23 protein-coding genes are annotated in these 22,685 nt (G+C 69.7%); 12 read left to right on the top strand and 11 right to left on the bottom strand.

Annotation, left to right across the window (positions count from 1 at the left end; genetic code table 11):
- Nucleotides 1-39 precede the first annotated feature (39 nt).
- Together ABZV58_RS06245 and ABZV58_RS06240 are read right to left on the bottom strand one after the other, a co-directional pair.
- Nucleotides 40-1,197 (bottom strand): DUF6545 domain-containing protein, encoded by a 1,158-nt coding sequence (locus ABZV58_RS06245; protein ID WP_354999130.1) that lies wholly within the window; start codon nt 1,195-1,197, stop codon nt 40-42.
- 92 nt (nt 1,198-1,289) lie between these two features.
- Nucleotides 1,290-1,727 carry a DoxX family protein gene (locus ABZV58_RS06240; protein ID WP_354999129.1) on the bottom strand — a complete coding sequence of 146 codons (438 nt, stop codon included), beginning with the start codon at nt 1,725-1,727 and terminating at the stop codon, nt 1,290-1,292.
- Nucleotides 1,728-1,830: 103 nt separating this feature from the next.
- On the opposite strand from ABZV58_RS06240, the gene ABZV58_RS06235 reads away from it, so the two are divergent.
- Both ABZV58_RS06235 and ABZV58_RS06230 read left to right on the top strand, forming a co-directional pair.
- Nucleotides 1,831-2,400, top strand: coding sequence for a TetR/AcrR family transcriptional regulator (locus tag ABZV58_RS06235; protein WP_354999128.1), 570 nt, complete (start codon nt 1,831-1,833; stop codon nt 2,398-2,400).
- 92 nt (nt 2,401-2,492) lie between these two features.
- Complete coding sequence (locus ABZV58_RS06230; RefSeq protein ID WP_354999127.1) at nt 2,493-2,861, top strand: hypothetical protein; 369 nt, start codon at nt 2,493-2,495, stop codon at nt 2,859-2,861.
- A 198-nt stretch (nt 2,862-3,059) separates the two neighbouring features.
- Here ABZV58_RS06230 and ABZV58_RS06225 read toward each other — a convergent pair whose 3' ends face one another.
- The 7 genes from ABZV58_RS06225 to ABZV58_RS06195 all read right to left on the bottom strand — a co-directional run bounded on the left by ABZV58_RS06225 (nt 3,060) and on the right by ABZV58_RS06195 (nt 11,438).
- Nucleotides 3,060-4,331 (bottom strand): MFS transporter, encoded by a 1,272-nt coding sequence (locus tag ABZV58_RS06225; protein WP_354999821.1) that lies wholly within the window; start codon nt 4,329-4,331, stop codon nt 3,060-3,062.
- A gap of 315 nt (nt 4,332-4,646) precedes the next feature.
- Nucleotides 4,647-5,411, bottom strand: a complete 765-nt coding sequence (locus ABZV58_RS06220) for a 3-oxoacyl-ACP reductase (protein WP_354999126.1) — start codon at nt 5,409-5,411, stop codon at nt 4,647-4,649.
- Nucleotides 5,412-5,453: 42 nt separating this feature from the next.
- A complete protein-coding gene (locus ABZV58_RS06215; protein ID WP_354999125.1) occupies nt 5,454-6,815 on the bottom strand; it encodes an aldehyde dehydrogenase family protein in 1,362 nt (453 codons plus the stop codon).
- Between the two features lie 14 nt (nt 6,816-6,829).
- Complete coding sequence (locus tag ABZV58_RS06210; protein ID WP_354999124.1) at nt 6,830-7,579, bottom strand: gamma-glutamyl-gamma-aminobutyrate hydrolase family protein; 750 nt, start codon at nt 7,577-7,579, stop codon at nt 6,830-6,832.
- Nucleotides 7,560-8,924 (bottom strand): glutamine synthetase family protein, encoded by a 1,365-nt coding sequence (locus tag ABZV58_RS06205; protein WP_354999123.1) that lies wholly within the window; start codon nt 8,922-8,924, stop codon nt 7,560-7,562. Before ABZV58_RS06205 ends, ABZV58_RS06210 begins: the two co-directional genes overlap by 20 nt.
- A gap of 87 nt (nt 8,925-9,011) precedes the next feature.
- Complete coding sequence (locus ABZV58_RS06200; RefSeq protein WP_354999122.1) at nt 9,012-10,508, bottom strand: phosphatase PAP2 family protein; 1,497 nt, start codon at nt 10,506-10,508, stop codon at nt 9,012-9,014.
- Nucleotides 10,509-10,532: 24 nt separating this feature from the next.
- The gene (locus tag ABZV58_RS06195) at nt 10,533-11,438 is read right to left on the bottom strand and encodes an NADP-dependent oxidoreductase (protein WP_354999820.1); all 906 of its coding nucleotides are present in this window, start codon (nt 11,436-11,438) and stop codon (nt 10,533-10,535) included.
- Nucleotides 11,439-11,674: 236 nt separating this feature from the next.
- Between ABZV58_RS06195 and ABZV58_RS06190 the strand changes: the two genes are divergently transcribed.
- Entirely contained in the window at nt 11,675-14,389 is a 2,715-nt protein-coding gene (locus ABZV58_RS06190; RefSeq protein WP_354999121.1) for a discoidin domain-containing protein, read from the top strand.
- Between the two features lie 8 nt (nt 14,390-14,397).
- Here the strand turns inward: ABZV58_RS06190 and ABZV58_RS06185 are convergent, their stop codons facing one another.
- Nucleotides 14,398-15,294, bottom strand: coding sequence for a bile acid:sodium symporter family protein (locus tag ABZV58_RS06185; protein ID WP_354999120.1), 897 nt, complete (start codon nt 15,292-15,294; stop codon nt 14,398-14,400).
- A 214-nt stretch (nt 15,295-15,508) separates the two neighbouring features.
- On the opposite strand from ABZV58_RS06185, the gene ABZV58_RS06180 reads away from it, so the two are divergent.
- The 9 genes from ABZV58_RS06180 to ABZV58_RS06140 all read left to right on the top strand — a co-directional run bounded on the left by ABZV58_RS06180 (nt 15,509) and on the right by ABZV58_RS06140 (nt 22,047).
- Entirely contained in the window at nt 15,509-16,678 is a 1,170-nt protein-coding gene (locus tag ABZV58_RS06180; protein WP_354999119.1) for a thiolase family protein, read from the top strand.
- Complete coding sequence (locus ABZV58_RS06175; protein WP_354999118.1) at nt 16,675-17,412, top strand: SDR family oxidoreductase; 738 nt, start codon at nt 16,675-16,677, stop codon at nt 17,410-17,412. The genes ABZV58_RS06180 and ABZV58_RS06175 overlap by 4 nt, the downstream gene beginning before the upstream one ends.
- Nucleotides 17,413-17,556: 144 nt before the next feature.
- Nucleotides 17,557-18,087: a YbaB/EbfC family nucleoid-associated protein gene (locus tag ABZV58_RS06170; protein ID WP_354999117.1), complete on the top strand. Its 531-nt coding sequence runs from the start codon at nt 17,557-17,559 to the stop codon at nt 18,085-18,087.
- A complete protein-coding gene (locus ABZV58_RS06165; RefSeq protein ID WP_354999116.1) occupies nt 18,077-18,418 on the top strand; it encodes a WXG100 family type VII secretion target in 342 nt (113 codons plus the stop codon). The genes ABZV58_RS06170 and ABZV58_RS06165 overlap by 11 nt, the downstream gene beginning before the upstream one ends.
- 138 nt (nt 18,419-18,556) lie before the next feature.
- Complete coding sequence (locus ABZV58_RS06160; RefSeq protein WP_354999115.1) at nt 18,557-19,378, top strand: hypothetical protein; 822 nt, start codon at nt 18,557-18,559, stop codon at nt 19,376-19,378.
- A gap of 104 nt (nt 19,379-19,482) precedes the next feature.
- Nucleotides 19,483-19,728 carry a CsbD family protein gene (locus ABZV58_RS06155; protein ID WP_354999114.1) on the top strand — a complete coding sequence of 82 codons (246 nt, stop codon included), beginning with the start codon at nt 19,483-19,485 and terminating at the stop codon, nt 19,726-19,728.
- A gap of 139 nt (nt 19,729-19,867) precedes the next feature.
- Nucleotides 19,868-20,398, top strand: coding sequence for a DoxX family protein (locus tag ABZV58_RS06150; RefSeq protein WP_354999113.1), 531 nt, complete (start codon nt 19,868-19,870; stop codon nt 20,396-20,398).
- 164 nt (nt 20,399-20,562) lie between these two features.
- Nucleotides 20,563-21,150 (top strand): helix-turn-helix domain-containing protein, encoded by a 588-nt coding sequence (locus ABZV58_RS06145; protein WP_354999112.1) that lies wholly within the window; start codon nt 20,563-20,565, stop codon nt 21,148-21,150.
- Between the two features lie 30 nt (nt 21,151-21,180).
- Nucleotides 21,181-22,047: an NAD-dependent protein deacetylase gene (locus ABZV58_RS06140; protein WP_354999111.1), complete on the top strand. Its 867-nt coding sequence runs from the start codon at nt 21,181-21,183 to the stop codon at nt 22,045-22,047.
- A gap of 98 nt (nt 22,048-22,145) precedes the next feature.
- Here ABZV58_RS06140 and ABZV58_RS06135 read toward each other — a convergent pair whose 3' ends face one another.
- Nucleotides 22,146-22,685, bottom strand: a complete 540-nt coding sequence (locus tag ABZV58_RS06135) for an SRPBCC family protein (protein WP_354999110.1) — start codon at nt 22,683-22,685, stop codon at nt 22,146-22,148.

Raw genomic sequence — 22,685 nt, 5'->3', positions numbered from 1 at the left:
GCCCTCCTTAAGCCCCTGTCAAGACCCCCAAGGCATTGTTTATTTCAGCCCGGCCGGGCCTGTCCCAGGAGGGGGGGACAGGGTCGGCCGGGCGCTTTCGATAGACGGCATCCTCGCGGACCGCATCCGCACCCACGCCCGAGACAGCTCACGTAGTTGCCGCAGATCGGCATCGAAGTCCCGCGCGGACAGCCCGAGTGGCTCTGCGCTCCTGCGATTTTCCGGCGACGCTCCCGCCTTGCGCGCAGCGATGGCGAGTGCAAGCCGGTACGCGAAACGGTCGAGTTCGCCCCGATGTTCGCCCAGGCTGTCGTGGAGCGGCGGTAGGTACGGCCCGAGGTGGAGGATGGCGTCCCGGATCTCCACGATCATCCGGAACAACCGGCCATCGCTGCCGTTGTCGACGTCCGGGGTCATCACGATTTCCGGTACCGCTTCGGTCAGGTCGCGCCACAGCATGTGCAGCCGCCGACAAGAGCGGCTCGCGGAATCCAACTTGGCCGCGTCGATCAACGCGGCGGCGAGGGGCAGTGTCACCAGCAGACCGTCGGCGGCGACGCAGACGGTGAAGATCCATTCGATCCGTGGCAGATGGGGCCCCAGCTCGGGTCGCCCGAACATCAGCTCCGAGGCCGACAGCAGCTGGTTCGTCCAGATGAAGAGGTTCACCGCAAGCAGCCCGAAAGCGACCAGCTTCTCGACTGCTATCGAGCTCCGCAGCTCCCGCAACCCGCGCATCGCGAACAGGGCCATGATGACGGCGACCGGACCACCGATGGCGAGAGCGAGAAGCCAGCCCTGCCAACCGATTCCGAAATCCAACGGCAGTCCCTTCGCGTCGGCCGACCACCCGGCGAAGAGAATCACCGCCGTCGACGCGAGTGCGATCGAGCAGTGGCGCCGTTCACGTCGCCGGACCCGCCCCATCTCCTCGTGCGGCCCTTCGACGCGAGCGATGCCGAGGAAATAGGTGGTCGACAGCACCACACAGCCGATCGCGAGCAGTTCCACCACACCGGCGAACGGGCCCGCCTCCGGCCAGCGGTACAGCAGCAGTCCGAACAGGCTGCACAGCAGCAACCGATTCACCAGGTAGTCGACGACGGTCTCCCGGACGAGGAGGAATCTTCCGGCGAGCACCAGCGACAGTGCGCCGACGATCGCCCAGGCGACACCGTCGGGAACCGTGAAGGACATCGCTACATCCTCTCCGGTGTCGCTCGAACCTCGTCCGGCCGGTTCCGACGAATCCGCGGCGACCGGCGCCGTGGCGCAGCAGCGCATGCGCGCTAGCCGGCGATCACCAGGGCGGTCGCGCCGAGGAACACCACCTGCAACACGGTGCGCAGCGGGAGCGGCATCGTCTTGATGCCCACGCCTTTTCGCACCGCCCAGACGTTGGCGGGGAACATCACGACGAGCAGTGCGGCGAGGCCCGCCGCCGCGAGGGCCGCGGTGGCGGGAATCAACAGGCCGACCGCGCCCGCGATTTCGAGCACGCCGGTCAGCGTGACCAGTGCGGGTGCGGCGGGCAGTCGCGGCGGCACCATCTCGATCAGCGCCGAGCGTCGTGGTTGGAGGAAATGCGCGCTCGCGGTCGACGCGAACATGGCGGCGAGGCCGAAACGAATTGCGTCCGACCACGAATCGAGCCAGGACAGATCGACGAACCAGCCGAGCAGGCGGGCGAGCGCGGTGACGGCGGCGAGGATGACGAAGGGGGCCATGACTATCTCCCGAGGTGTGGCACGAACCAATCTTGACACTGGAAAGATTAGAGACGGCCACGCGAACTTGTCAATGACAAGATTCTCGGCCACTATCGGAGGCATGGCGAAGAGCGGTTACCACCACGGCGATCTACGCACCGCGATGCTGACCGCGGCGGCCGAGCAGATCGCCGCCGACGGCGTCGACGCGATCTCCCTGCGCGGGCTCGCGCGGCGCGCGGGCGTCTCCCATGCGGCGCCCGCCCACCATTTCGGCGATCGCGCCGGTCTCCTCACCGCGCTGGCCATCGAGGGCTACGACCTGCTCGGCGCGGAACTCGACAGCGCGGGACCGGACTTCCGCGACGTCGCGGTCGCCTATGTCCGCTTCGCGCTGAACCATCCCGGACACTTCGACGTGATGTTCCGTCGCGACCTGCTGCACGCCGACGACGCGGACCTGCGCGCCGCGCGGACGCGCTCCGGAGCCGCGCTGCGCGCCGGCGTCGCCGACCTGCGCCTCGAACGCACCGACCGACGGGAACGGGCCACCCAGCTGGCCGCTTGGTCGCTGGTGCACGGCTTCGCTGCCCTGTGGCGAGAGGGGGCGCTGACGGATTCGGCGCTGGCCGACACGACGGACCCGGAAGAACTGGCCCGCGCCATGCTGGCCACGGTCCAGTTCGACTGAGACAGTCACCACACCGCGTGCGGCGTATCTTCTTGCACAGCAACGACGAAAGGAGCAGGCGGTCGATCGCCGGTCGATCCCGCCAACGCACCATGGAAGTCCACGCCTACCCCACCTCGGCGACCACGCCGGTGGATCTCGCTGCGGCGCAACAGATCGCCGCGCGGTACTTGTCCGTCACGGACCAACTCGACGGCGGAATCGCACAACTGGTCACCGAATTCGATGGCGGCTTCGTCGTCGTCGCGGTCCGCGGGCCGGTGCCGGAAGGCGATTCGCCACTACCGCCGCCGGTGATCGGCGGTTCGGTCAGCGTCATCGACAAGGCCACCGGAGCCGTCTCGTACTGGCCGACCTACCCGGCCGCGCTGATCGCCGAGCAGTACGACGAGATGTTGCGCACCGGTCGACTGATCGTCGCCGACGACTGGCCCACCGAAGACGAGCTCGAGGAGGGATAGCTCTCCGCTACGGGTTCCGGCGTCGAGCCGACGTTCCCGTCTTCCCTGCCACCGCTCGGACCGAGAGCACCGCCGCTTCGACCGACCTCCCCCGGGCGCTGCGGCAGTGAGCCGACGCCATCGCGGTGCGCCACAGACGCAAACCCCCGACGCTTCTGCCGTGTGCCAGCGTCCGTGTAAGCCGTGAACCGGGCCGAGTCAGATCGCGGGTTGCGCCACCCCGGGGAGCGGTGCACCGTCGGCGTCGGGCACCTTGGTACCGCGCAGCGAGGTGCCCGCGGTCTCGCGCAGGTAGGCCCAGGCGACCAGGCCGATGAGGGAGGCGCCGACCATGTACGCGGCGGGAAACAGCGTCCACCCGGTCGAGTCGATCACGGCTTCGTTCACCAGCGGCGCGGTGCCGCCGAACATCGCGGTGGAGACGTTGTAGGCGAAGGCGAAGCCGGCGTAGCGCACGTGCGTCGGGAAGATCGCCGGGAACGTGGAGCTGATGGTGGACAACTGCGGCACGTACAGCAGGCCGAGCACGATGAAGCCGATGATCGCCCACGCGGTGCCCTGCCCCATCAGCCAGTACATCGGCACCGCGAGCACCGCGAGACCGATCAGCGAGAACAGCCACATCGGCCGCCTGCCGACCCGATCGGAGAACATGCCGAACAGCGGCAGCACCAGCATCATCACCAGCTGACCGGTCAGCATCATGGCGGTGGTGGCCGACTCCGACATTCCGATGGTCTTCTGCAGGTAGGTCGGCTGATAGGTGAGCAGCGTGTAGTTCACCACGTTGAGCGCGATCACCAGGCCGCCGAGGGTGAGGATCTCGCGCCGGTAGCCGGTCAGCAGCTCGCGCAACCCGGTCGGCGGGTGCGGGTTCTCGGCGACCTCCTGGAACACCGGCGACTCGTCGAGCCTGGCGCGCAGGTACCAGCCGGTCAGACCGAGCGGGACGGCGAGCAGGAACGGAATGCGCCAGCCCCAGTCGTGCATGGCGTCCGAACCGAGCGCCAGCTGACAGGCGAGCACCACGGCCGAACCGCCGACGAAACCGGCCAGCGTGCCGAACTCCAGGAAGCTGCCGAGGAAGCCACGCCGGCGATCAGTCGCGCATTCCGCCAAATACGTTGCCGCGCCGCCGTATTCGCCACCGGTCGAGAAGCCTTGCAGCACACGGAGCGCGATGAGCAGCACCGGAGCGAGCACGCCGACGGAGGCGTGCGTCGGCAACAGGCCGATCGCACCGGTCGCGGCCGACATCAGCAGGATCGTGGTGGCCAGCACGACCTTTCGGCCGAGGCGGTCGCCGAGCGGACCCCACACCATGCCGCCGAGCGGGCGAAGCACGAACGAGATGGCGAAGCCGAGCATGGTGCCGAGCGTGCCGAGTTCGCCGGGAAAGAACGCGTCGGTGAGATAGGTCGCCGTCGCCGCGTACACGCCGTAGTCGAACCATTCGGTGGCGTTGCCCATGGCCGACGCGGCCACCGAACGCCGTAGTCGCGTCGGGTCCTGTCCACGATCGGTGGTCACGCCCGCCTCCTCACCGGCCCGTCCCCACGGGCCTCGATTCGTCCGTCCGGCCCCACTCGAAAACGGGGGCCGGGCACGGAACAAACCGATACCCAGGTTTCACGACGACCAAACAGCGGCGGACCCGCACCACCGGACAGCGCACACCCGGCTACCTGCACGGCAATCGGCGAATGTGATTGTCGTCACAGAGCGTTCGAGATCGACGGATTGCCCGGACGGGCTCGCACGACCCGTCCGGGTGGCTGGAACGCCTCAGATCGGCGTGACGTAGGCCCCGGAGATGCCGCCGTCGACGAGGAACTGCGAGGCGGTGACGAACGAGGCGTCGTCGCTGGCGAGGAAGGCGACGGCGGCCGCGATCTCCTCCGGCTCGGCGAAGCGACCCAGCGGGATGTGCACCAAGCGGCGCGCGGCCCGCTCCGGGTCCTTGGCGAACAACTCCTGAAGCAGCGGGGTGTTGACCGGCCCCGGGCACAGCGCGTTCACCCGGATGCCCTGCCTGGCGAACTGCACGCCGAGCTCCCGGCTCATGGACAGCACGCCGCCCTTGGAGGCGGTATAGGAGATCTGCGAGGTGGCCGCGCCGAGCACCGCGACGAAGGAGGCGGTGTTGATGATCGAGCCCTTGCCGCGCACCAGCATGTGCTCGATGGCGTACTTGCTGCACAGGTACACCGAGGTCAGGTTCACCTCCTGCACCCGGCGCCACGCCTCGATGCCGGTGGTCAGGATCGAATCGTCTTCCGGCGGTGAGATTCCCGCGTTGTTGAAGGCGATGTCGAGCCCGCCGTACGCCGCGACCGCGGCCTCGAACATGTCCCGGACCTGCGTCTCGTCGGTGACGTCCACCTTCACGAACAGTCCATCGACCTCCGCCGCGGCGGCCTCGCCCGCGGCGGCATCGATGTCGGCGACGACGACTTTGGCGCCCTCGGCCGCGAAGCGGCGCACCGTGGCGAGTCCGATCCCGCTGCCGCCGCCGGTGACGACGGCTACTCGATCCTGTAAGCGCTGCAACGCATCTCCTTCTCGGTGCGGTGAATCACTTGGTTCGATGAATCACTGGGTGGCGATGAAGACGTTCTTGGTCTCGGTGAAGGCCAGCGCGGCGTCCGGTCCGAGTTCGCGACCGAGGCCGGACTGCTTGAATCCGCCGAACGGTGTCCAGTACCGCACCGAGGAGTGCGAGTTCACCGACAGGTTTCCGGCCTCGACACCACGGGAGACCCGCAGCGCCCTGCCGAGGTCGTTGGTCCAGATGGAACCGGACAGGCCGTATTCGGTGTCGTTGGCGATGCGCACCGCCTCGGCCTCGTCGTCGAACGGAAGCACCGCGACCACCGGACCGAACACCTCCTCGGTGAGCACCCGGTCGGTCGGCGCGGTGGGCAGCACGACCGTCGGCGGATACCAGAACCCCGGTCCCTCCGGACGGTGGCCGGTGAAGGCCACTTTCGTCGACGGCTCCACGAACCCGGCGACCCGCTCGCGATGCGCGGCCGAGATGAGCGGGCCCATCTCGGTGTCCTCCGCACCGGGATCGCCGACCCGCACGCCGCGCACCGCCGGCTCCAGCAGTTCGAGGAACCGATCGAACACGCTCCGCTGCACCAGGATTCGCGAGCGCGCGCAACAGTCCTGCCCCGCGTTGTCGAACACGCCGTACGGCGCGGTGGCGGCCGCCCGCTCCAGGTCGGCGTCGGCGAACACGATGTTCGCGCTCTTGCCGCCCAGCTCGAGCGTCACCCGCTTCACCTGCTCGGCGCAGCCCGCCATGATCTGCTTGCCGACCTCCGTCGACCCGGTGAACACCACCTTGCGCACCGCCGGATGGGTGACGAACCGCTGCCCGACCACCGAACCCTTGCCGGGCAGCACCTGGAACACGTGCTCGGGCAGGCCCGCTTCCCTGGCCAGCTCCCCCAGCCGCAGCGCGGTCAGCGGCGTCAGCTCGGCGGGCTTGAGCACCACCGCGTTCCCCGCGGCGAGCGCGGGCGCGAATCCCCATGCCGCGATGGGCATCGGGAAGTTCCACGGCACGATGACACCGACCACGCCGAGCGGCTCCTGAAACGTGACGTTCAGGCCGCCCGCCACCGGAATCTGCTTGCCGGACAGACGCTCCGGCATGCCAGCCGCGAAATGCAGTACGTCGCGGACGTTTCCGGCCTCCCAGCGGGCATTGCCGATGGTGTGCCCGGCGTTGTCGACCTCCAGCCGCGCCAGCCGCTCCAGATCGGCGTCGACCGCTTCGGCGAAGCGGCGCAGCAGCCGGGCCCGGTCGCCGGGCGCGACCTCGCGCCACTGCTCCGCCGCCCGCCGCGCGCGCTCGATGGCGGCGTCGGTCGCCGTCGCGTCCGTCGGTTCCACCGTCGCCACGACCTGCTCGGTCGCGGGGTTCACCACCTGGGTCGCCGCCATGTCGTCCGCTCCTCTCACCCGACTCGTTTCCGCCGATAGGCCGCGGCCGCGGCCACCAGCGTCCGCATCAGACGATCATCTGCCCGATTGGCCTCGGGATGCCACTGCACGCCGATCAGGAACGGCTCGCCGGGCAGTTCCGCGGCCTCGATCGACCCGTCGCCCGAGCGCGCGCTCACCACGAGTCCGGGCGCGAGGTGGTCGATCGCCTGGTGATGATGGCAGTGCGCCTCCAGCCGCGGACCGGCCAGCGCGGCCAGCTGGGTGCCCGGTTCGGTCAGCACCTCGTTGACGTCGAACGAGCCGCTCCCGCCCGAGTGCCCCTCGTGTCCGACCACGTCGGGCAGGTGCTGGATCAAGGTGCCGCCGAGCGCCACGTTCACCAGTTGCAGCCCGCGGCACACCGCCAGAATCGGCACCCCTGCCGCGCGAGCCAGCGTGAACAGGCCGAACTCGGATTCGTCGCGGTCCGGCCGCGTGTAGCCGAGGGCTGCGTCGTTCAGGCGCGCGCCGTAGCGGGCCGGGTCGATGTCCGCCCCGCCGGTGAGCACCAGGCCGTCGAGCCGGGCGATCAGTTCGGGTCGCGGGGCTCCGACGGGTGGCAGCAGCACGGGGATGCCGCCCGCCCGGTCGACCATGTCGAGGTAGTCGTATTGCAGCACCGCGCTTCGGGTATCCCAGGTGCTGAAACGCGCCTGCTCCACGTAGGTCGGCAGCCCGATGACGGGGCGCGGGGCAGCGGGGTCAGAGTCGTTCGAATCCACGGGTTCGCTCCCAATCGGTGACAGCGGCGTCGAAGGCGTCCAGCTCCACCTGCGCCGCGTTCCGATAGTGTTCCACCACTTCCGCGCCGAACGCGGTGCGGGCCACGGTGCTTTCGCCGAACAGCCGCGCCGCCTCCCGCAGGGTCGTCGGCACTCGAGGACGCTGCGAGCGATAGGCGTTGCCGTGGAACTCCGGCTCCAGCGGCAGCCGCCGCTCGATGCCGTGCAACCCGGCCGCGATCGAAGCCGCGACGGCGAGATAGGGATTCACGTCGCCACCGGGAATTCGGTTCTCCACCCGCAGCGAGGCGCCCGTGCCGACCACTCGTAGCGCGCAGGTGCGATTGTCCCTGCCCCAGGCCAGGGCGGTGGGCGCGAAGCTGCCCGAGACGAAACGCTTGTAGGAGTTGATGTTCGGGGCGAGGAAGTAGGTGAACTCGCGCAGGCAATCGAGCTGGCCCGCCAGGAAGTGCCGCATCAGCGCGGAGGCGCCGCCCTCGCCGTCACCCGCGAACACCGGCTCGCCCGCTTCGTTCCGCAGGCTCAGGTGAATGTGGCACGAGTTGCCCTCGCGCTCGTTGTATTTCGCCATGAAGGTGAGGCTGCGGCCGTCCTGCGCCGCGATCTCCTTGGCGCCCGTCTTGTAGATGCTGTGGTTGTCGCAGGTCACCATGGCTTCGTCGAAGCGGAAGGCGATCTCGTGCTGGCCCGGATTGCATTCGCCCTTGGCCGACTCGACATACATTCCGGCCCCGGCCATCTCGTTGCGGATGCGACGCAGCAGCGGTTCGATCCTGGAGGTGCCGAGCATCGAGTAGTCGACGTTGTACTGGTTGGCGGGGCGCAGGTCGCGGTAGCCGCGCTCAAAGGCGGATTCGTAGCTGTCGTCGAAGACCAAGAATTCGAGTTCGGTGCCGACATAGGCGCGCAGCCCGTGTTCGGCGAGCCGGTCCAGCTGCTTGCGCAGCACTTGGCGCGGCGAGGCGGCCACCGGCGCGCCCTCCGGATGCACCTGCTCGACATCGCAGAGCACCAGCGCGGTCCCCGGCAGCCACGGCACCAACCGCAGCGTGCTCAGGTCCGGGCGCAGCACGAAGTCTCCGTAGCCGTTGTCCCAGGACGACATCGCGTACCCGTCCACGGTCGTCATCTCGACGTCGACCGCGAGCAGATAGTTGCATGCCTCGGTCGCGTGGTCGATCACCTCGTCCACGAAATATCGTGCCGCGCAACGTTTCCCCTGCAACCGGCCCTGCATGTCGGTCATCGCGACCAGCACCGTGTCGAGCTCACCGGACTCGACCCGCTCCCGCAACTCCGCCAGCCCCAGCATCCCCGTTCGCATCCCACGGCCCCTCTCGGCGTCGACCGTGCCCACGCTAGATCAAAAACCGACCACGCGTGGCGGGGACACGCAAACGCAGGGGCGCGGCTACTCCTCCGGCGGACGGAAGAGGGCCAACGCGGCCGGGCGGCTGGTGAAGACGAAATCCTTTCCGCGCGAATCCACTTCGCCGTCCGTGGCGAGGGAGACCGAGGCCTCGGTGACGCGGACCTCGAGGCGGGGAACTTCTTTGCGGACGTAGGTGGCCGAGTTGCCGAGGGTGCCGGTGAGGGTGGCCCAGATCAGCCGGGTGCGGGAGAAGTGGACGTCGGCGCGCAGGTAGCGGACGTCGAGGGTGCCGCGGTGCAACTCGGGCCGCGACATCGGGATCTGGTCGGCCGGGTGGTACCGGCCGTTGCCGACGAACAACATCCAGATGGCCATCGGTGCGCCGTCGATCACGGTGTGCAGCGGCTGCGCGCCGAGCAGGACCCGGATCATCGCGATGCCCGCCGCGGGCCATTTGCCCAGCCGCGGCTCCCACCGCTCCCGCAGCCGGACGAAGTCGGGGTAGCCGCCGAGGCTGGCGGTGTTCACGAAGACGCGGGACCCGTCCTCGTCGAACCGCACGTCCGCGGCGTCGACCCGGACGACCGTGCCCTGGTCGAGCGCGGCGAGCGTGTGCTCGGCCTGGTCGACGCCCGCGTCCCTGGCGAAGTGGTTGAGGGTGCCGTCGGCGAAGACGGCCAGCGGCACCCCGCGCCGGACCGCGATCTCGGCCACCGAGGAGACCGTGCCGTCGCCGCCGGAGACGCCGAGCGCGGTCACGTCCGCGCGGTCGAGCCGTTCGCCGAGCTGGGCGTCGAGGTCGCGCTCGGGATCGATCCGCACGATGTGCGCCGCGGGCAGCCCGGCGCGCAGCTGCGCCGAGGCGAGCGCACCGTTGCCGCTTCCCGCGAGCGGGTTGGTCACCAGCAGCAAGCCGCGCCCGTGGTGCACCGGGTCGACCTGCTCGGCGTGACCGAGCAGCGCGGGTTCGTCGGCGCGCACCGCCCACCACCGATGCGTGACCAGCGCGACCCCCGTGCCGAGCAGCGCGCCCGCGACCACGTCGGAGGGCCAGTGCACGCCGATGTGCACCCGGGAGTAGGCGACGGCCGCGGCGACCGGCGCGATCGCGGCGGCCGCCGCCGGGCTCTCCAGCGCGACGCCGGCGGCGAAGGCGGCCGCCGAGGCGGCGTGGCCGGAGGGAAACGACGAGGACACCGGCGGCCGGACCAGCCGACGGACGAACGGCACCGATTCGTCGGGCGGACGGCGGCGCGGGAACAGCGGCTTGGCGATGCCGTTGGCGATACCGCTGGCCAGTCCGAGCGCGAGCAGTCCGCGCGCGCCCGCGCGGCGCAGCGGCCGGTTGCCGAGCAGGACCAACCCGGCGCCGACCCCGATCCAGAGCCGGTTGTGGTTGGCGCTCATGCTGAGATTGCGCAGCACCCGGTCGGCGGGCGTCGGGCGGACCCGCGCGCTCCGGCCGACCAGCCAGACGTCGAGACTGCTGGCCAATCCTGGCGGTGGCATCGGTGTGCGAATCCGAGGCAGTCGCATCGTTCCAGCCTAGTGACAACCGGCTCACCCGACGATCAATACGACCTTGCCGGGTCGGCGGCCGTGCTCCATCTCCCGCTGCGCCGCGGCGGCCTCGGCCAGCGGAAAGGCGCGCGCAGTGCCGGGCAGGCGGAATTCGCCGCGCGCGAGGCGTTGCGCCACGTCGCCCAGCAGGTCCGTGGATCGCGGGCCGGGCCCGGTGGAGAACTCGATGCCGAGGTCGACGGCCGCGCCGTCGGCGATGGTGACGATGCGATCCGTGCCGCCGCGCAGTTCGATTGCGGCGGGCAGCACACCGTGCCCCGCGGCGTCGAACACCGCGTCGACACCGTCCGGCGCCAGTGCGCGCACCCGCTCGACCAGCCCGTCGCCGTACGGTGTCGGCGTCGCGCCGAGCGCACGCACCAGGTCCTGGTTGGCGGGCGCGGCCGTGCCGATGACGGTGACGCCCTCGGCCCGAGCCAGTTGCACGGCCATCGAGCCGACCGCCCCCGACGCGCCGTTGACCAGCAGGGTCTCGCCCGCCCGCGGTCGCAGCAGAGCCAGCACCTTCGCCGCGGTGCTCACCGCGACCGGAAGTGCGGCGGCATCGGCCCAGGCGAGTTCCTCGGGCTTGGCCGCCACCTCGGCGCTCAGCGCGTACTCGGCGTAGCCGCCGCGCGTCCAAGCGATCACCTCGTCGCCGACGGCGACGCCTGCCGCCTCCGGCCCGACCGCGTCCACCACACCCGCGACCTCGGCGCCCGGGAACTGCGGGAAGCTCGGCTCACCGAAAACCAAGGCGCCCGAACGGATTTTCCAGTCGGCCGGGTTGACTCCGGCGGCACGCACCGCGATTCGCACCTGCGCGCCGGTCGGCTCCGGGACCGGGACGTCGACGACCCGCAGCACCTCCGGTTCGCCGAACTCGTAGAACGCGATGGCGTGCATCCGGCCTGCCTTCCCCGGCCCGATGCGGCCGCGGTCGATGGAGTCCAACAGGCGACAGGATATGCCCGCGCCGGGCGGCGATTCGCGACACGGTGGCGGCGACGGGTGTCGATCGGCGGGAACGGGGAAATCCTCGTGCACAGGCTTCATCTCGAGACCGGACCGAGCGTGGTCCGGCCCGCCCGCGAGTCGTCCGAGTGAATCGAGCGTGCGCGCCGCGCACGACGGGAGGTGCGATGTCGTTCTCGGCCCGGCCCTTCCGGCGAATACTGCTCGTGATCGCCTTGGGCGCGGTGCTGGCGTTGGTGACGGCGGTGGCGCTGGTGGTGGTGCGCGAGGAGGCCGAACGGCCGGACTCGGCGTGCCCGGGCGTCGCGGAGACCGCCGGGTGGTCGCCGTCGAACACGGACGTCGACGCCCAGATCGATGGTCATCCCTTCGTCGGCAACGGCTACCTCGGGCTGCGCGTTCCGCCGCGCGGGACGGGCTACCTCGGCACCGACGAACCCACCGGCTGGCCGCTGTACACCCCGGCCTACGACGGCGCGTTCGTCGCCGGTCTGTACGGGCACAGCCCGGGCGTCGCCGACGACCGCGAGGTGGCGGCGGCCATCCCGAACTGGTCGGGCCTGCTGGTCGGCGTCGGCGACGAGACGTACTCCCCCGCCACACCCGCCGCGCGGATCACCGACTTCGAACAGACCCTGCACCTGCGCTGCGGGCTGGTCCGCACCAAGGCGACCTGGACGACCGCGGACGGACGAACCACCGACCTGGTGTACGACGTGTTCGCGGCCCGCTCCGATCAGCACGTCGGCGCGGTGCGCCTCAGCCTGCGTCCGCGCTGGTCCGGCGAGCTGGTGCTGACCGATCTGCTCGACGGCGCTGGCGCCCGCCGTGTCGTGCCGACCGGCGCGGGGCAGCGCGGCGAGGCCACAGTCGGCGTCGGATTCCGCACGGCGGGAACGGAAGTCGCCGGTTCGATCGTCTCCGTCCTGGATGCCGGTTCCGGAGCGACGATCACGCCGTCGCCATCGCACAACGACCTGACGGCGAGCCAGCAGGCCCGGCTCTCGGTGCGGGAAGGCGAGTCCTACACCGCCACCAAGTTCGTCGGTGTCGACACCGCACGCACCTCCGCCGATCCGGCCGCCTCCGCGCTGGCGGCCGCACGGCGTGCCGCGAGCGCGGGCTGGGCCGCGCTGCTGGCGGACACCACCGCGGTCTGGACAGGTCTGTGGCGCGGCGAGGTCGAGATTCCCGGCGAACCCGACGTGCGGTCCTGGGCACGCGGCGCGCTGTATTCGCTGTATTCGGCGAGCAATCCCGCTCAGGACAACAGTCTCTCGCCGGTCGGGCTCAGCAGCGACAACTACGCGGGGGCGGTGTTCTGGGACGCCGACATCTGGATGTTCCCCGCCCTCCTGCATTTCGCGCCGGACCTGGCGAAAACCGTTGTCGAGTACCGGTACAAGACGCTGCCCGCCGCGAAGGCCAACGCCCAGCGCCTCGGCTTCCCCGGCGCCTTCTATCCCTGGACCAGCGCGACGGACGGCGACCTCGACGAATGCCACAGCTGGGATCCGCCGCACTGCCTGAACCAGATTCATTTGCAGGGCGACATCTCACTGGCGGCTTGGCAGTACTACCTGGCCACCGGCGACACCGGATATCTGCGCGACCGGGTGTGGCCCATCATGAGCGCGCTCGCCGAATTCTGGGCCGCGCGCGTGACGCCGAACCCGGACGGCAGCTTCTCGCTGCGCGATATCGCGGGCCCCGACGAGTACAGCAACAACGTCGACGACGGCGTCTACACCAACGCGGTCGCGGCGCTCGCGCTGCGCCACGCGGTGCGCGCCGCCGAAATCCTCGGCACGCCGCACCCGGCCGAGTGGACCACCATCGCCGATGGCCTGCGCATGCCGTTCGACGCGGCGAACGGCGTCTTCGCCCAATTCGACGGCTACACCGGCACTCCCATCAAACAAGCCGACACCGTGCTGCTCATCTATCCGCTGGAATGGCCGATGCCGACCGACGTCGCCACCCGAGTGCTCGAATACTATTCCGCGCGAACCGATCCCGACGGCCCGGCGATGACCGACTCGGTGCACGCCATCGACGCCGCGCACCTCGGCAGGCCCGGCTGCGCGACCAACACCTTCCTGGACCGCGCCGCCCGTCCGTTCGTGCGGGCGCCGTTCGCGCAGTTCGCCGAGGCGCGCGGCGCGAAGGCGGGCGCGCGCGACCCACTGGCGGGCGCGCCCGCGTTCACGTTCGCCACCGCGGCGGGCGGCTTCCTGCAATCGCTCACCAGCGGCCTGCTCGGGCTGCGGCTGCGCGGCGACGCCGTCGAGGTGGACCCGACACTGCCGCCGCAATTCGAACGAGGCATGACCATTCGCGGGATGCACTGGCAGGGACGCACTTTCGACGCGGAGATCGGCGCGGAACACACGACGGTGACGGTGACCGGCGGTGCGCCGATGCCCCTGCGGACCCCGACCGGTACGCACACCGTCGCGCCCGGCGCGCCGGTGTCGATCGACACCCGCCGTCCCGATCTCGCACCCACCGGCAACCTCGCCCGCTGCCGTCCCGCCACGAGCAGTTCCACCGAACCCGGCCGCTATCCGGACGCCGCGGTCGACGGCAGCACCGCGACCGGATGGTCGCCCGAGGGCGCGCACGGCAGCCTCACCGTCGATCTGGGCACGCCCGCGCGCGTCGAGCGGGTGCTGCCCCGGTGGGGTGAGCCCGCGCCGGTCGCGTCGTCGGTCGCGGTGTCCGAGAACGGGCGGGAGTGGGCCACCGTCGCCGCCGATCCCGCGAGCGGGACGCTCACCGAACCGGTTTCCGCGCGATACGTCCGGCTGGAGGTGACCGGCGCGGATCCGGCCGCGTCGCCGGGGGTCCGGGAATTGGAGGTCTCCGGTTCCCGCGACTGAGCCGCGGCTCAGGCCTCCGTGAGCGCGGCGGGCTCGACGGTCTCCTCCCGGCGGATCCTGCGGCTGATCGCCGAACCCGCCACGTAGGCGATGGGCAGCATGACGATGCCGTAGACGCCCGCGGGCACCGCCATCCGGATGTCGCCGAGCACACTGATGGCGATGGTCATCGCCAACGCGCTGTTGTGGATTCCGACCTCCATCGAGCACGCGATGGCCTGGCTGCGGGTGACGCCGAACGCCTTCGGCACGAAGTAGCCGACACCCAGGCTGGTCACGCACAGCAGCGCGACCACGAGGCCGACGGCGGCCAGATAGCCGAGCACGTTCCCGCGTTCGGCCACCAGCGCCGCGAAGGTGACCACCGCCAGGAACGCCACCGACACGATCCGCACCGGCCGGTCCATGCGGTCGGCGAAACCGGGCCGCAGCCGCCTGGTCACCATGCCCGCCGCGACCGGAATCAGCACCAACGCGAAGACCTGCGCCACCTTGCCGAATTGCAGGCCGATGCCGTCGGCGCCGGGCGGCGCGAAATAGCCGAGCGCGAAGTTGGTCACCAACGGCAGTGTGACCACCGAGAGCACCGAATTCACGGCCGTGAGCGTCACATTCAGCGCCACGTCGCCGCGGAACAGGTGGCTGAGCAGGTTCGCCGTCGCACCGCCCGGCGAGGCCATCAGCAGCATCACCCCGACTGCCGGGGCCGGATCGAGTCCCACCGCGACCACCAGCCCGAACGCTATCGCGGGCAGCACCACGAGCTGACAGGTCAGCGCGACGACCACCGCGCGCGGATACCGCACCACCCTGGTGAAATCGTCCGCCGTCAGCGCGAGCCCGAGCCCGAACATGATGAGCGCCAAGACCATCGGCAACGCGACGGTGACCGGCCAGCTGTCCACGAACACCTCGTCATGTCGATGCGGCCCAACATCCCCGCCGGCCACCGAACCTGTGTAGCACGATGCTACGTGCCGGTCTCGGCGATTCGCGCACCACTTCGACCCTGGTTGGCGGCTCGGCTGCCCCCAATACCTGGGTCACCATTACGGAGCGAGGTGAATCCGTGTTAACTTAAACAAGAATGTGAGTTAACTTAGTCGATCGGAGACAGCTATGAGGTCCGCCGTCGTCGTGGACGTCGTCCGCACCCCCTCGGGCAAGGGCAAGCCGGGCGGAGGTCTGTCGGAGGTGCACCCCGCGACACTGCTCGCGGGCGTGCTCGCCGAGCTCGTCTCGCGCAACGATCTGGATCCGGCGCTGGTCGACGACGTGGTGGGCGGTTGCGTCACCCAGTCCGGCGAGCAGGCGTTCAACATCTCGCGCACCGCCGTGCTCGCCGCGGGCTTCCCGGAGTCGGTGCCCGCCACCACCGTGGACCGCCAGTGCGGCTCCTCGCAGCAGGCCGCGCACTTCGCCGCACAGGGCGTCATCGCGGGCGCCTACGACGTCGCCATCGCCTGCGGCGTGGAGTCGATGAGCAGGGCGCCGATGTTCTCCAACGCGCAGGGCAAGGACGCCAATCGCGGCCCGATCGCCCATCGCTATCCGGAAGGCCTTGTCCAGCAGGGCATTTCCGCCGAGGTGATCGCGGCGCGGTGGAAGTTCGACCGCGCCGCGCTGGACGAGTTCGCCGCGCGTTCGCACCGGCTGGCCGCCGAGACCGCCGCCGCGGGCGGATTCGACAACGAGCTGGTCGCGGCGGGCACGCTGACCGCCGACGAGACCATTCGCGCCACCACCACCGCCGAGGGCCTGGCCGGATTGCGTCCCGCCTTCGTCGACGAGCAGTACAAGGCGCGCTTCCCCGAGATCGAATGGTCGATCACTCCGGGCAATTCGTCTCCGCTGACCGACGGCGCCTCGGCCGCGTTGATCATGAGCGAGGAGACCGCGACGAAGCTCGGCCTGCGCCCGCGCGCCCGGTTCCACTCCTTCGCTGTGCTCGGTGACGATCCGCTGCTGATGCTCACCGCCGTCGTCCCGGCCACCCGCAAGGTGCTCGACCGCGCGGGGCTCGGCATCGATGACATCGACGCCTACGAGGTGAACGAGGCGTTCGCACCGGTGCCGCTGGTCTGGCAGCACGAACTCAGCGCCGACGCCGCCAAGCTGAACCCGCGCGGCGGCGCGATCGCCCTCGGCCACCCGCTCGGCGCGTCCGGCACCCGGATCCTGGCCACTCTGGTCAACCACCTCGAGCAGACTCGGGGGCGCTACGGCCTGATGACCATGTGCGAGGCGGGCGGGCTGGCCAACGCGACCATCATCGAGCGCCTCGGATGACGCGCAGCGCGCTGATCACCGGCGGTTCTCGCGGCATCGGCGCCGAGATCGCCCGGCGTCTGGCGGGCGAGGGCTATCACCTGACCCTCGCCGCCAGAAACGCCGACACCCTCACCGAGACCGCCCGACGCCTGCGCGACGAGTCCGGCGTCGAGGTGAATCCCGTTGTGGCGCAGATGAACGACCTCGATCAGGTGCGAAACCTGTTGCGCGAGCACGAGGATCGGTTCGGCGGGCTGAACGCACTCGTGCTCAGCGCGGGCACCGGAACGGCGGGCCGGGTGGCGGACATGCCCGCCAAGACCTACGAGCGGATGCTGGACGTCAACTTCCGTGCGCCGATCACGCTGATCCAGGCGGCGCTGCCGCTGCTGCGCAAGAGCGCCGCCGACGACCCGGCGCGCGGGGCGAAGATCGTCGCGCTCGCCTCGATCACCGGGGTCGCGGGCGAGGCCGGGCTGGCCGCCTACGGCGCGACCAAGGCCGCGCTCATCTCGCTGTGCGAGACCGTCTCGCTCGAGGAATCCGCCAACGGCGTCAGCGCGACAGCAATCTCCCCCGGCTACGTCGACACCGACATGACGGCGTGGAAGCGCGACGAGCTGGACCGCACGGCCATGCTCAGCACCGGCGACATCGCCGAGATGGTCCTGGCCGTCACCCGGCTGTCGCGCAACGCGGTGATCCCCAACATCGTGCTGACCCGCGCGGGCGACGGCATCTGGCGGGCGTGACACCGCGCGATCGAGATCCCCGAGGAGAGCGCGCGACTGGCGGTGCGAGTGAATTCTCAGTGGCCGCGGAGAATTCGATGGAACCGATGTCGCGCTTGTAGCGTCCTACCACTGACGCGACAACTTCGGATCTGAGGACTCGGTGTGAATTCCTTCGAGCAGGAGCAACTCCGCGCGCGCACTGACGCGCTGCAGGGCCAGGTCGACAACGCGCTTGCCACCTACGAACAACAGCTGCGGGGTATCGCGAAGGCGCGAGATGCGCTCGCCGCCTCGACTGCCCAGGGCTGGTCCGACGACAACATGGTCCGGGTGACCACGAACGCGGCCGGTATTCCGGTCGACGTGTGGGTCGACCCGGCTGCCTTCAAGCGCTCCGCGCCGGAGAAGCTGGCGGCCTCGTTCCTGCAGGCGGCCCAGTTCGCGGCGCGCTCGGCCAAATCCGAGATGGACGCGCTGTTGGCGCCGATCACCGCGGCGGCCGCGGATTTCGCTCCACAGGAACAGGTGTACGAGGACTTGCCCTTCATCGGTAAGCAGGTCGGCGACATTCTGCCCGCCCCGCCCGAACCCGAGGCATCGGCGCACGCTCCGGAACCGGCGCCGCCCGCCGACGACGAAGACGAGGACGAAGGACCGCATTGGAAGGGACTGGGGGCCAAACATGGCTGGTAACAGCAACTTCCATATCGATCCCGACGCTGTCAAGGCGCAGGCGCCGAAGCTCGCCGAGCTGGCGTCCGAGCTCTCCAGCGGGCTGTCATCGCTGAAGTCCGGACTCGACAGCATCGGCCAGGCGTGGGGCGACGACGAATTCGGCGATCGGTTCGCACAGAACTACACCGGCAAGGCAGAAGAGGCGTTGACGGCCATCGATGGCGCCGTGCAGTTGCTTCAGTTCCTCGGCCGGGGCGTCGAGGCGACAGGGACGACGTTCCAGAACCTCGATCAGGACTTCAAGGACGCCCTGACCAAGGTCACCGAATACCTGGATGGCGAGGGCTGAGCGACCGTGGGACTTCAGATACCCGATGCTCTGAAACCGGTTGCCGCCGTTGTCGTCTACAAATGGCCGGAAACCGACGAGACCGGTCTCCGGGCGGCGGCCGATCGATGGGATCAGATCGCCGACCTCCTGGACCAGGTGAACGATCTCGGCGACGACGTCGTCAAGGTCGTGCTGGCGAACACCGAAGGCGACACCCACGACGCTATCGACGCCTTCTGGAAGAACGTCGGCGGCGACGGCGGAACGCTGCAGAGTACCGCCGAATTCTGCAGGGAGCTGGCTTTCGTCCTCAGGGTGATGGCGATGCTGGTCCTCGCGGTGAAGCTGTACATCATCTCGATGCTGGTGTTCCTCGCGATCCAGCTGGCGGCGGCAGCAGCGGCGGCGGCCCCGACGTTGGGAGCGAGCCTGGCCGAGGGCGCCGCGGTCCAGGTCGCGGTCCGCACGGCGATCACGCAGGCGCTGAAGAAACTCATCCAAGAAATCGGCGTACGCACGATCGTCCAGGGCGCTGTGCTGGGGGCGGGCGTCAAAGGGGGAATGGAAGTCGGATTCCAATCGCTGGAGATCAAGCTCGGAGTCCGCGATGGTTACGACGGCTTCTCCATCGCCTCGAAGAGCATCTACGGCGCGATCTCCGGCGCCGTCGCGGCCCCGGTCAGCAAGTTACTGAACGACAAGGGTGTCAGTCTCACCGGTAATTCCGTGAGCGACTGGACGGTGAACTACCTGATCGGCAAGAAGGTCGGCAATACAGTTGCCGACATGACGTGGGGCGAGCAGAAAAGCATCACGGAGCGGGCAACGAACGACGCGATCGACTACACGCGGAAGCAGATCGTCGAGTCGCTGACGGAACCGTCGAACGATTCGCCGCCCGGCAACGGACAGAACCCGACCTCCCCGAAACCCTCGACCGCCGATCAGGGCTCGAGCCTCGATCTGCCTGTTCAGTAGATCGTGTATGGGCTCGGTGGGTGCTCGACGTCACGCGATTGAGGTCGCCGGGACCGGGTATGCGGCCTGTGTCAGCCGACAACCGATATTCGGAGGTAGACATCGTGTCGAAGCACGAAAGCGGTCCCCGCGAGGGTGTCAAGGGCGTCGTCGAGGACGTCAAGGGCAAGGCCAAGGAGGCCGCGGGCATCGTCACCGGCAACGAGAACCTGGAGAAGGAAGGCCGTGTCCAGCAGGACAAGGCCGAATCCCAGCGTGAGGCCGCACAGAAGGAAGCCGCCGCCGAGAAGGCACGGGCGGAAGCCAACGTCGACGAGGCGCGCCAGCAGGCGTACCAGCGCGGCGACTGATCGCTGACGCATCACTGGTGGGCGGGTCGCACGACCCGCCCACCAGCGCGTTCTGGGCGAGATTCGGCACATCGGACAGTGCCCGGGCGTACCGTGGCCGAAAAGGTCAGGCAGCTTGTGGACGAGAGAGGACCTCGCCATGACGACCACGACAGCACCGACCACAACCGCACCCACGAGCACGCTCGGCATCGATCTGGGCCTGCTCGTCCTGCGCCTCGCGCTCGGCCTGACGATGGCGGCGCACGGCGCGCAGAAGCTCTTCGGCTGGTTCGGCGGCAACGGCCTGGACCGCACCGCCCAGTTCTTCACCTCGGAGGGTTATCCGGGGGGCAAGGCGGCCGCGCTCGTCGCGGGCGCCTCCGAGGCTTTCGGCGGCTTGGCCCTGGCCATCGGCCTGCTCACACCACTGGCCGCGGCGGCCATCCTCGGCGTCATGGTCAACGCCATCGCCTTCAAATGGGATGCCGGGTTCTTCGGCAACAAGGGCGGCATCGAGTACGAAGTGCTGATCGCCTGTGCGGCCGCCGCCATCGCACTGACCGGTCCCGGCCGGTTCGCCGTCGACAGCGCACTACCGGCCCTGCGGAACTATCGCGTCGCGTACGGCTTCGCCGCGATAGCCCTCGGCCTGATCTCGGCGGGCATCGTGCTGCTGGCACGCAACTGATCCGGCGCACGCCGTGACGAAAACGCCCGGCGCACAAGGCCGCACGCACCGTACGACGCCCTTCGCTGTAATACAGCTGTACCGGAACCGGTGCGGCGACCATGTCGATCACCCGTGACCGTAGAATCGCCGCCACCGAAGCAGGCACGACGAGGCGAGGGCACATGGTTGATCCGCGGGCGACCAACGAGGATCTGACCGCGAAGGCGCGGATCAGGAACGCGGCCATGGACCTGTACGCCCAGTACGGCGCGGAGCGGGTGTCGTTGCGCGCGGTGGCGGCCGAGGCGGGCGTCACGCTCGGACTCGTTCAGCACCACTTCAAGACGAAGGCGGGCTTGGAGGCGGCGGTCGACCAGCTGATCGTCGACTATTTCGCGCACACGGTGGCGGCAGTGCCGGTAGCGGGCGACGCCGCACAGGTCGCCGCTGCCCGGGACGAAGCGGTGCATCGGATGCTCGCGGCCAACCCCGCGGTGGTGAACTACCTGCGGCGCGCGGTACTCGAACCTTCCGGGACCCGGATCGAGCTGCTCGAGTCGCTGATCGAGCTGACTCGCCGCGAAGTGATCGGGCTGCGTGAGGCCGGTGTCGCCTCCATCGACCGCCGCGAGTCGACGCAGGTCGTCTCGGTGCTGGTCAAGCAGCTCGGCGAGCTGCTGCTCGCGCCGCTGGTCGAGGCGGTGTGGGAGCGGGTCGCCACGCCGGACCAGACCGAGCGGCCCCGGTTGAGCATCACCGTGCACACCTGAGAACTCATCTCCATCACCTACGATGCGACCATGTCGCGCAGCACGTCGACCGACACGGAGCTGGAGCGGTTGGCCGAGGTGCTGGCCGATCGCCGGGTCGCGGTGCTGACGGGCGCCGGCGTCTCCACCGACAGCGGCATCCCGGACTATCGCGGCCCCGATTCGCCGCCCCGAAATCCCATGACCTACCAGCAGTTCGTCGGCGATGCCGCCTTCCGCCAACGCTATTGGGCGCGCAATCACATCGGCTGGCGACGGATGGACGCCGCCCGGCCCAACGCGGGGCACCGGGCGCTCGCCCTCCTGGAACGTCTCGGCGTCGTCACCGGGTTGATCACCCAGAACGTCGACCTGCTGCACACCAAGGCGGGTCACCGCACAGTGATCGACCTGCACGGCACCTATGCCCGCGTGCGCTGCCTCGGATGTTCCGCACTGATCTCCCGAATGACGCTCGCCGATCGGCTGGAGGCGGCCAATCCGGGCTTCGCCGCGGCCGCCACCGCCACCGGCATCGAGGTCGCGCCGGACGCCGACGCCGTGGTCACCGACACCGAGAGTTTCCGCATGGTCGACTGCGCCCAATGCGGCGGCATGCTCAAGCCGGACATCGTCTACTTCGGCGAGAACGTGCCGAAGGATCGGGTCGCCGCCGCCTTCGACCTCGTCGACGAGGCCGACGCACTGCTTGTCGCGGGCTCCTCGCTCACCGTCATGTCCGGCCTGCGCTTCGTCCGCCGCGCCGCGAAGAACGGCTCTCCGGTGGTGATCGTCAACCGCGGCCGAACCCGCGGCGACGAAATCGCCGCCCTCGCCCTCGACACCGGCTGCTCCGAAGCCCTCCAATCCCTCGCCCAGCACTGCGCGAGCACGGCGCGAACGGCCACCTTCGGATAGAAGTTGTTGTGGCGCTGCCGGTTCGGCGACGTATCCGGCGCGCCTCTCTGGCGAATCACTCCGCGTACCGGGTGCCGCACTCGACGGTCGCCGGGATGCTAACCCGCAGTGGAAAGTTTTGTCGCCGAGGACGTTTCGGCCTTCGGTCCCATGACACGCTCGGCGAGCCAACGCAAGACGCGGACGGGCAGGGTCCACCGGGCCGGGTGGCGGACCGAGCCGGTGAGAGCACGTTCGGCGCGGTCGAAGCAGTCCTCGAGACAGGCGTCGTGCATCCAGCGGTAGGCCAGCGGCCAGGTGAGGCGGGCGGGCCCGCGGGCGTGCATGGCGAGCAGGTGGATCAGATCGGCGCCGCCGTCGGCGGTGGGCTGAACGGTGCATTCGTGAAACCCGTCGAAGCCGCGGGGACCGGTGAATCGGAAGCGCACCCAGCGCCCGGGTTCGTAGTGCTCCACCGTGTAGCGGACCGGACCGTGCCCGCCGACGGCGCCGACGCCGAGCGGACGATCGAAGAGCATCGGCGGCCAGGCCGGGACGGGCCAGAGGCGGTCGTCCTCGCTCGCCAGCGAGTCGAGCAGCGCCCCGACCTCCGCGGCAGGGGCCGGCAAGCGCCGCACGTGAATATTGATGACGGCCAT

Source organism: Nocardia sp. NPDC004654 (genome assembly GCF_040609595.1).
Lineage (GTDB): Bacteria > Actinomycetota > Actinomycetes > Mycobacteriales > Mycobacteriaceae > Nocardia.
The sequence above is the reverse complement of the archived record's forward strand: the minus strand, read 5'-3'. Positions and strand labels throughout refer to the sequence as shown.

What these genes read in the sequence shown, in the direction of transcription:
- ABZV58_RS06150 (WP_354999113.1), top strand. Translation starts at nt 19,868, where the DNA reads ATGACGACCACGACAGCACCGACCACAACCGCACCCACGAGCACGCTC.
- ABZV58_RS06245 (WP_354999130.1), bottom strand. Translation starts at nt 1,197, where the DNA reads ATGTCCTTCACGGTTCCCGACGGTGTCGCCTGGGCGATCGTCGGCGCA.
- ABZV58_RS06190 (WP_354999121.1), top strand. Translation starts at nt 11,675, where the DNA reads ATGTCGTTCTCGGCCCGGCCCTTCCGGCGAATACTGCTCGTGATCGCC.
- ABZV58_RS06205 (WP_354999123.1), bottom strand. Translation starts at nt 8,924, where the DNA reads ATGCGAACGGGGATGCTGGGGCTGGCGGAGTTGCGGGAGCGGGTCGAG.
- ABZV58_RS06145 (WP_354999112.1), top strand. Translation starts at nt 20,563, where the DNA reads ATGGTTGATCCGCGGGCGACCAACGAGGATCTGACCGCGAAGGCGCGG.
- ABZV58_RS06215 (WP_354999125.1), bottom strand. Translation starts at nt 6,815, where the DNA reads ATGGCGGCGACCCAGGTGGTGAACCCCGCGACCGAGCAGGTCGTGGCG.
- ABZV58_RS06225 (WP_354999821.1), bottom strand. Translation starts at nt 4,331, where the DNA reads ATGGGCAACGCCACCGAATGGTTCGACTACGGCGTGTACGCGGCGACG.
- ABZV58_RS06180 (WP_354999119.1), top strand. Translation starts at nt 15,509, where the DNA reads ATGAGGTCCGCCGTCGTCGTGGACGTCGTCCGCACCCCCTCGGGCAAG.
- ABZV58_RS06200 (WP_354999122.1), bottom strand. Translation starts at nt 10,508, where the DNA reads ATGCGACTGCCTCGGATTCGCACACCGATGCCACCGCCAGGATTGGCC.
- ABZV58_RS06240 (WP_354999129.1), bottom strand. Translation starts at nt 1,727, where the DNA reads ATGGCCCCCTTCGTCATCCTCGCCGCCGTCACCGCGCTCGCCCGCCTG.
- ABZV58_RS06135 (WP_354999110.1), bottom strand. Translation starts at nt 22,685, where the DNA reads ATGGCCGTCATCAATATTCACGTGCGGCGCTTGCCGGCCCCTGCCGCG.
- ABZV58_RS06140 (WP_354999111.1), top strand. Translation starts at nt 21,181, where the DNA reads ATGTCGCGCAGCACGTCGACCGACACGGAGCTGGAGCGGTTGGCCGAG.
- ABZV58_RS06195 (WP_354999820.1), bottom strand. Translation starts at nt 11,438, where the DNA reads ATGCACGCCATCGCGTTCTACGAGTTCGGCGAACCGGAGGTGCTGCGG.
- ABZV58_RS06175 (WP_354999118.1), top strand. Translation starts at nt 16,675, where the DNA reads ATGACGCGCAGCGCGCTGATCACCGGCGGTTCTCGCGGCATCGGCGCC.
- ABZV58_RS06165 (WP_354999116.1), top strand. Translation starts at nt 18,077, where the DNA reads ATGGCTGGTAACAGCAACTTCCATATCGATCCCGACGCTGTCAAGGCG.
- ABZV58_RS06230 (WP_354999127.1), top strand. Translation starts at nt 2,493, where the DNA reads ATGGAAGTCCACGCCTACCCCACCTCGGCGACCACGCCGGTGGATCTC.
- ABZV58_RS06235 (WP_354999128.1), top strand. Translation starts at nt 1,831, where the DNA reads ATGGCGAAGAGCGGTTACCACCACGGCGATCTACGCACCGCGATGCTG.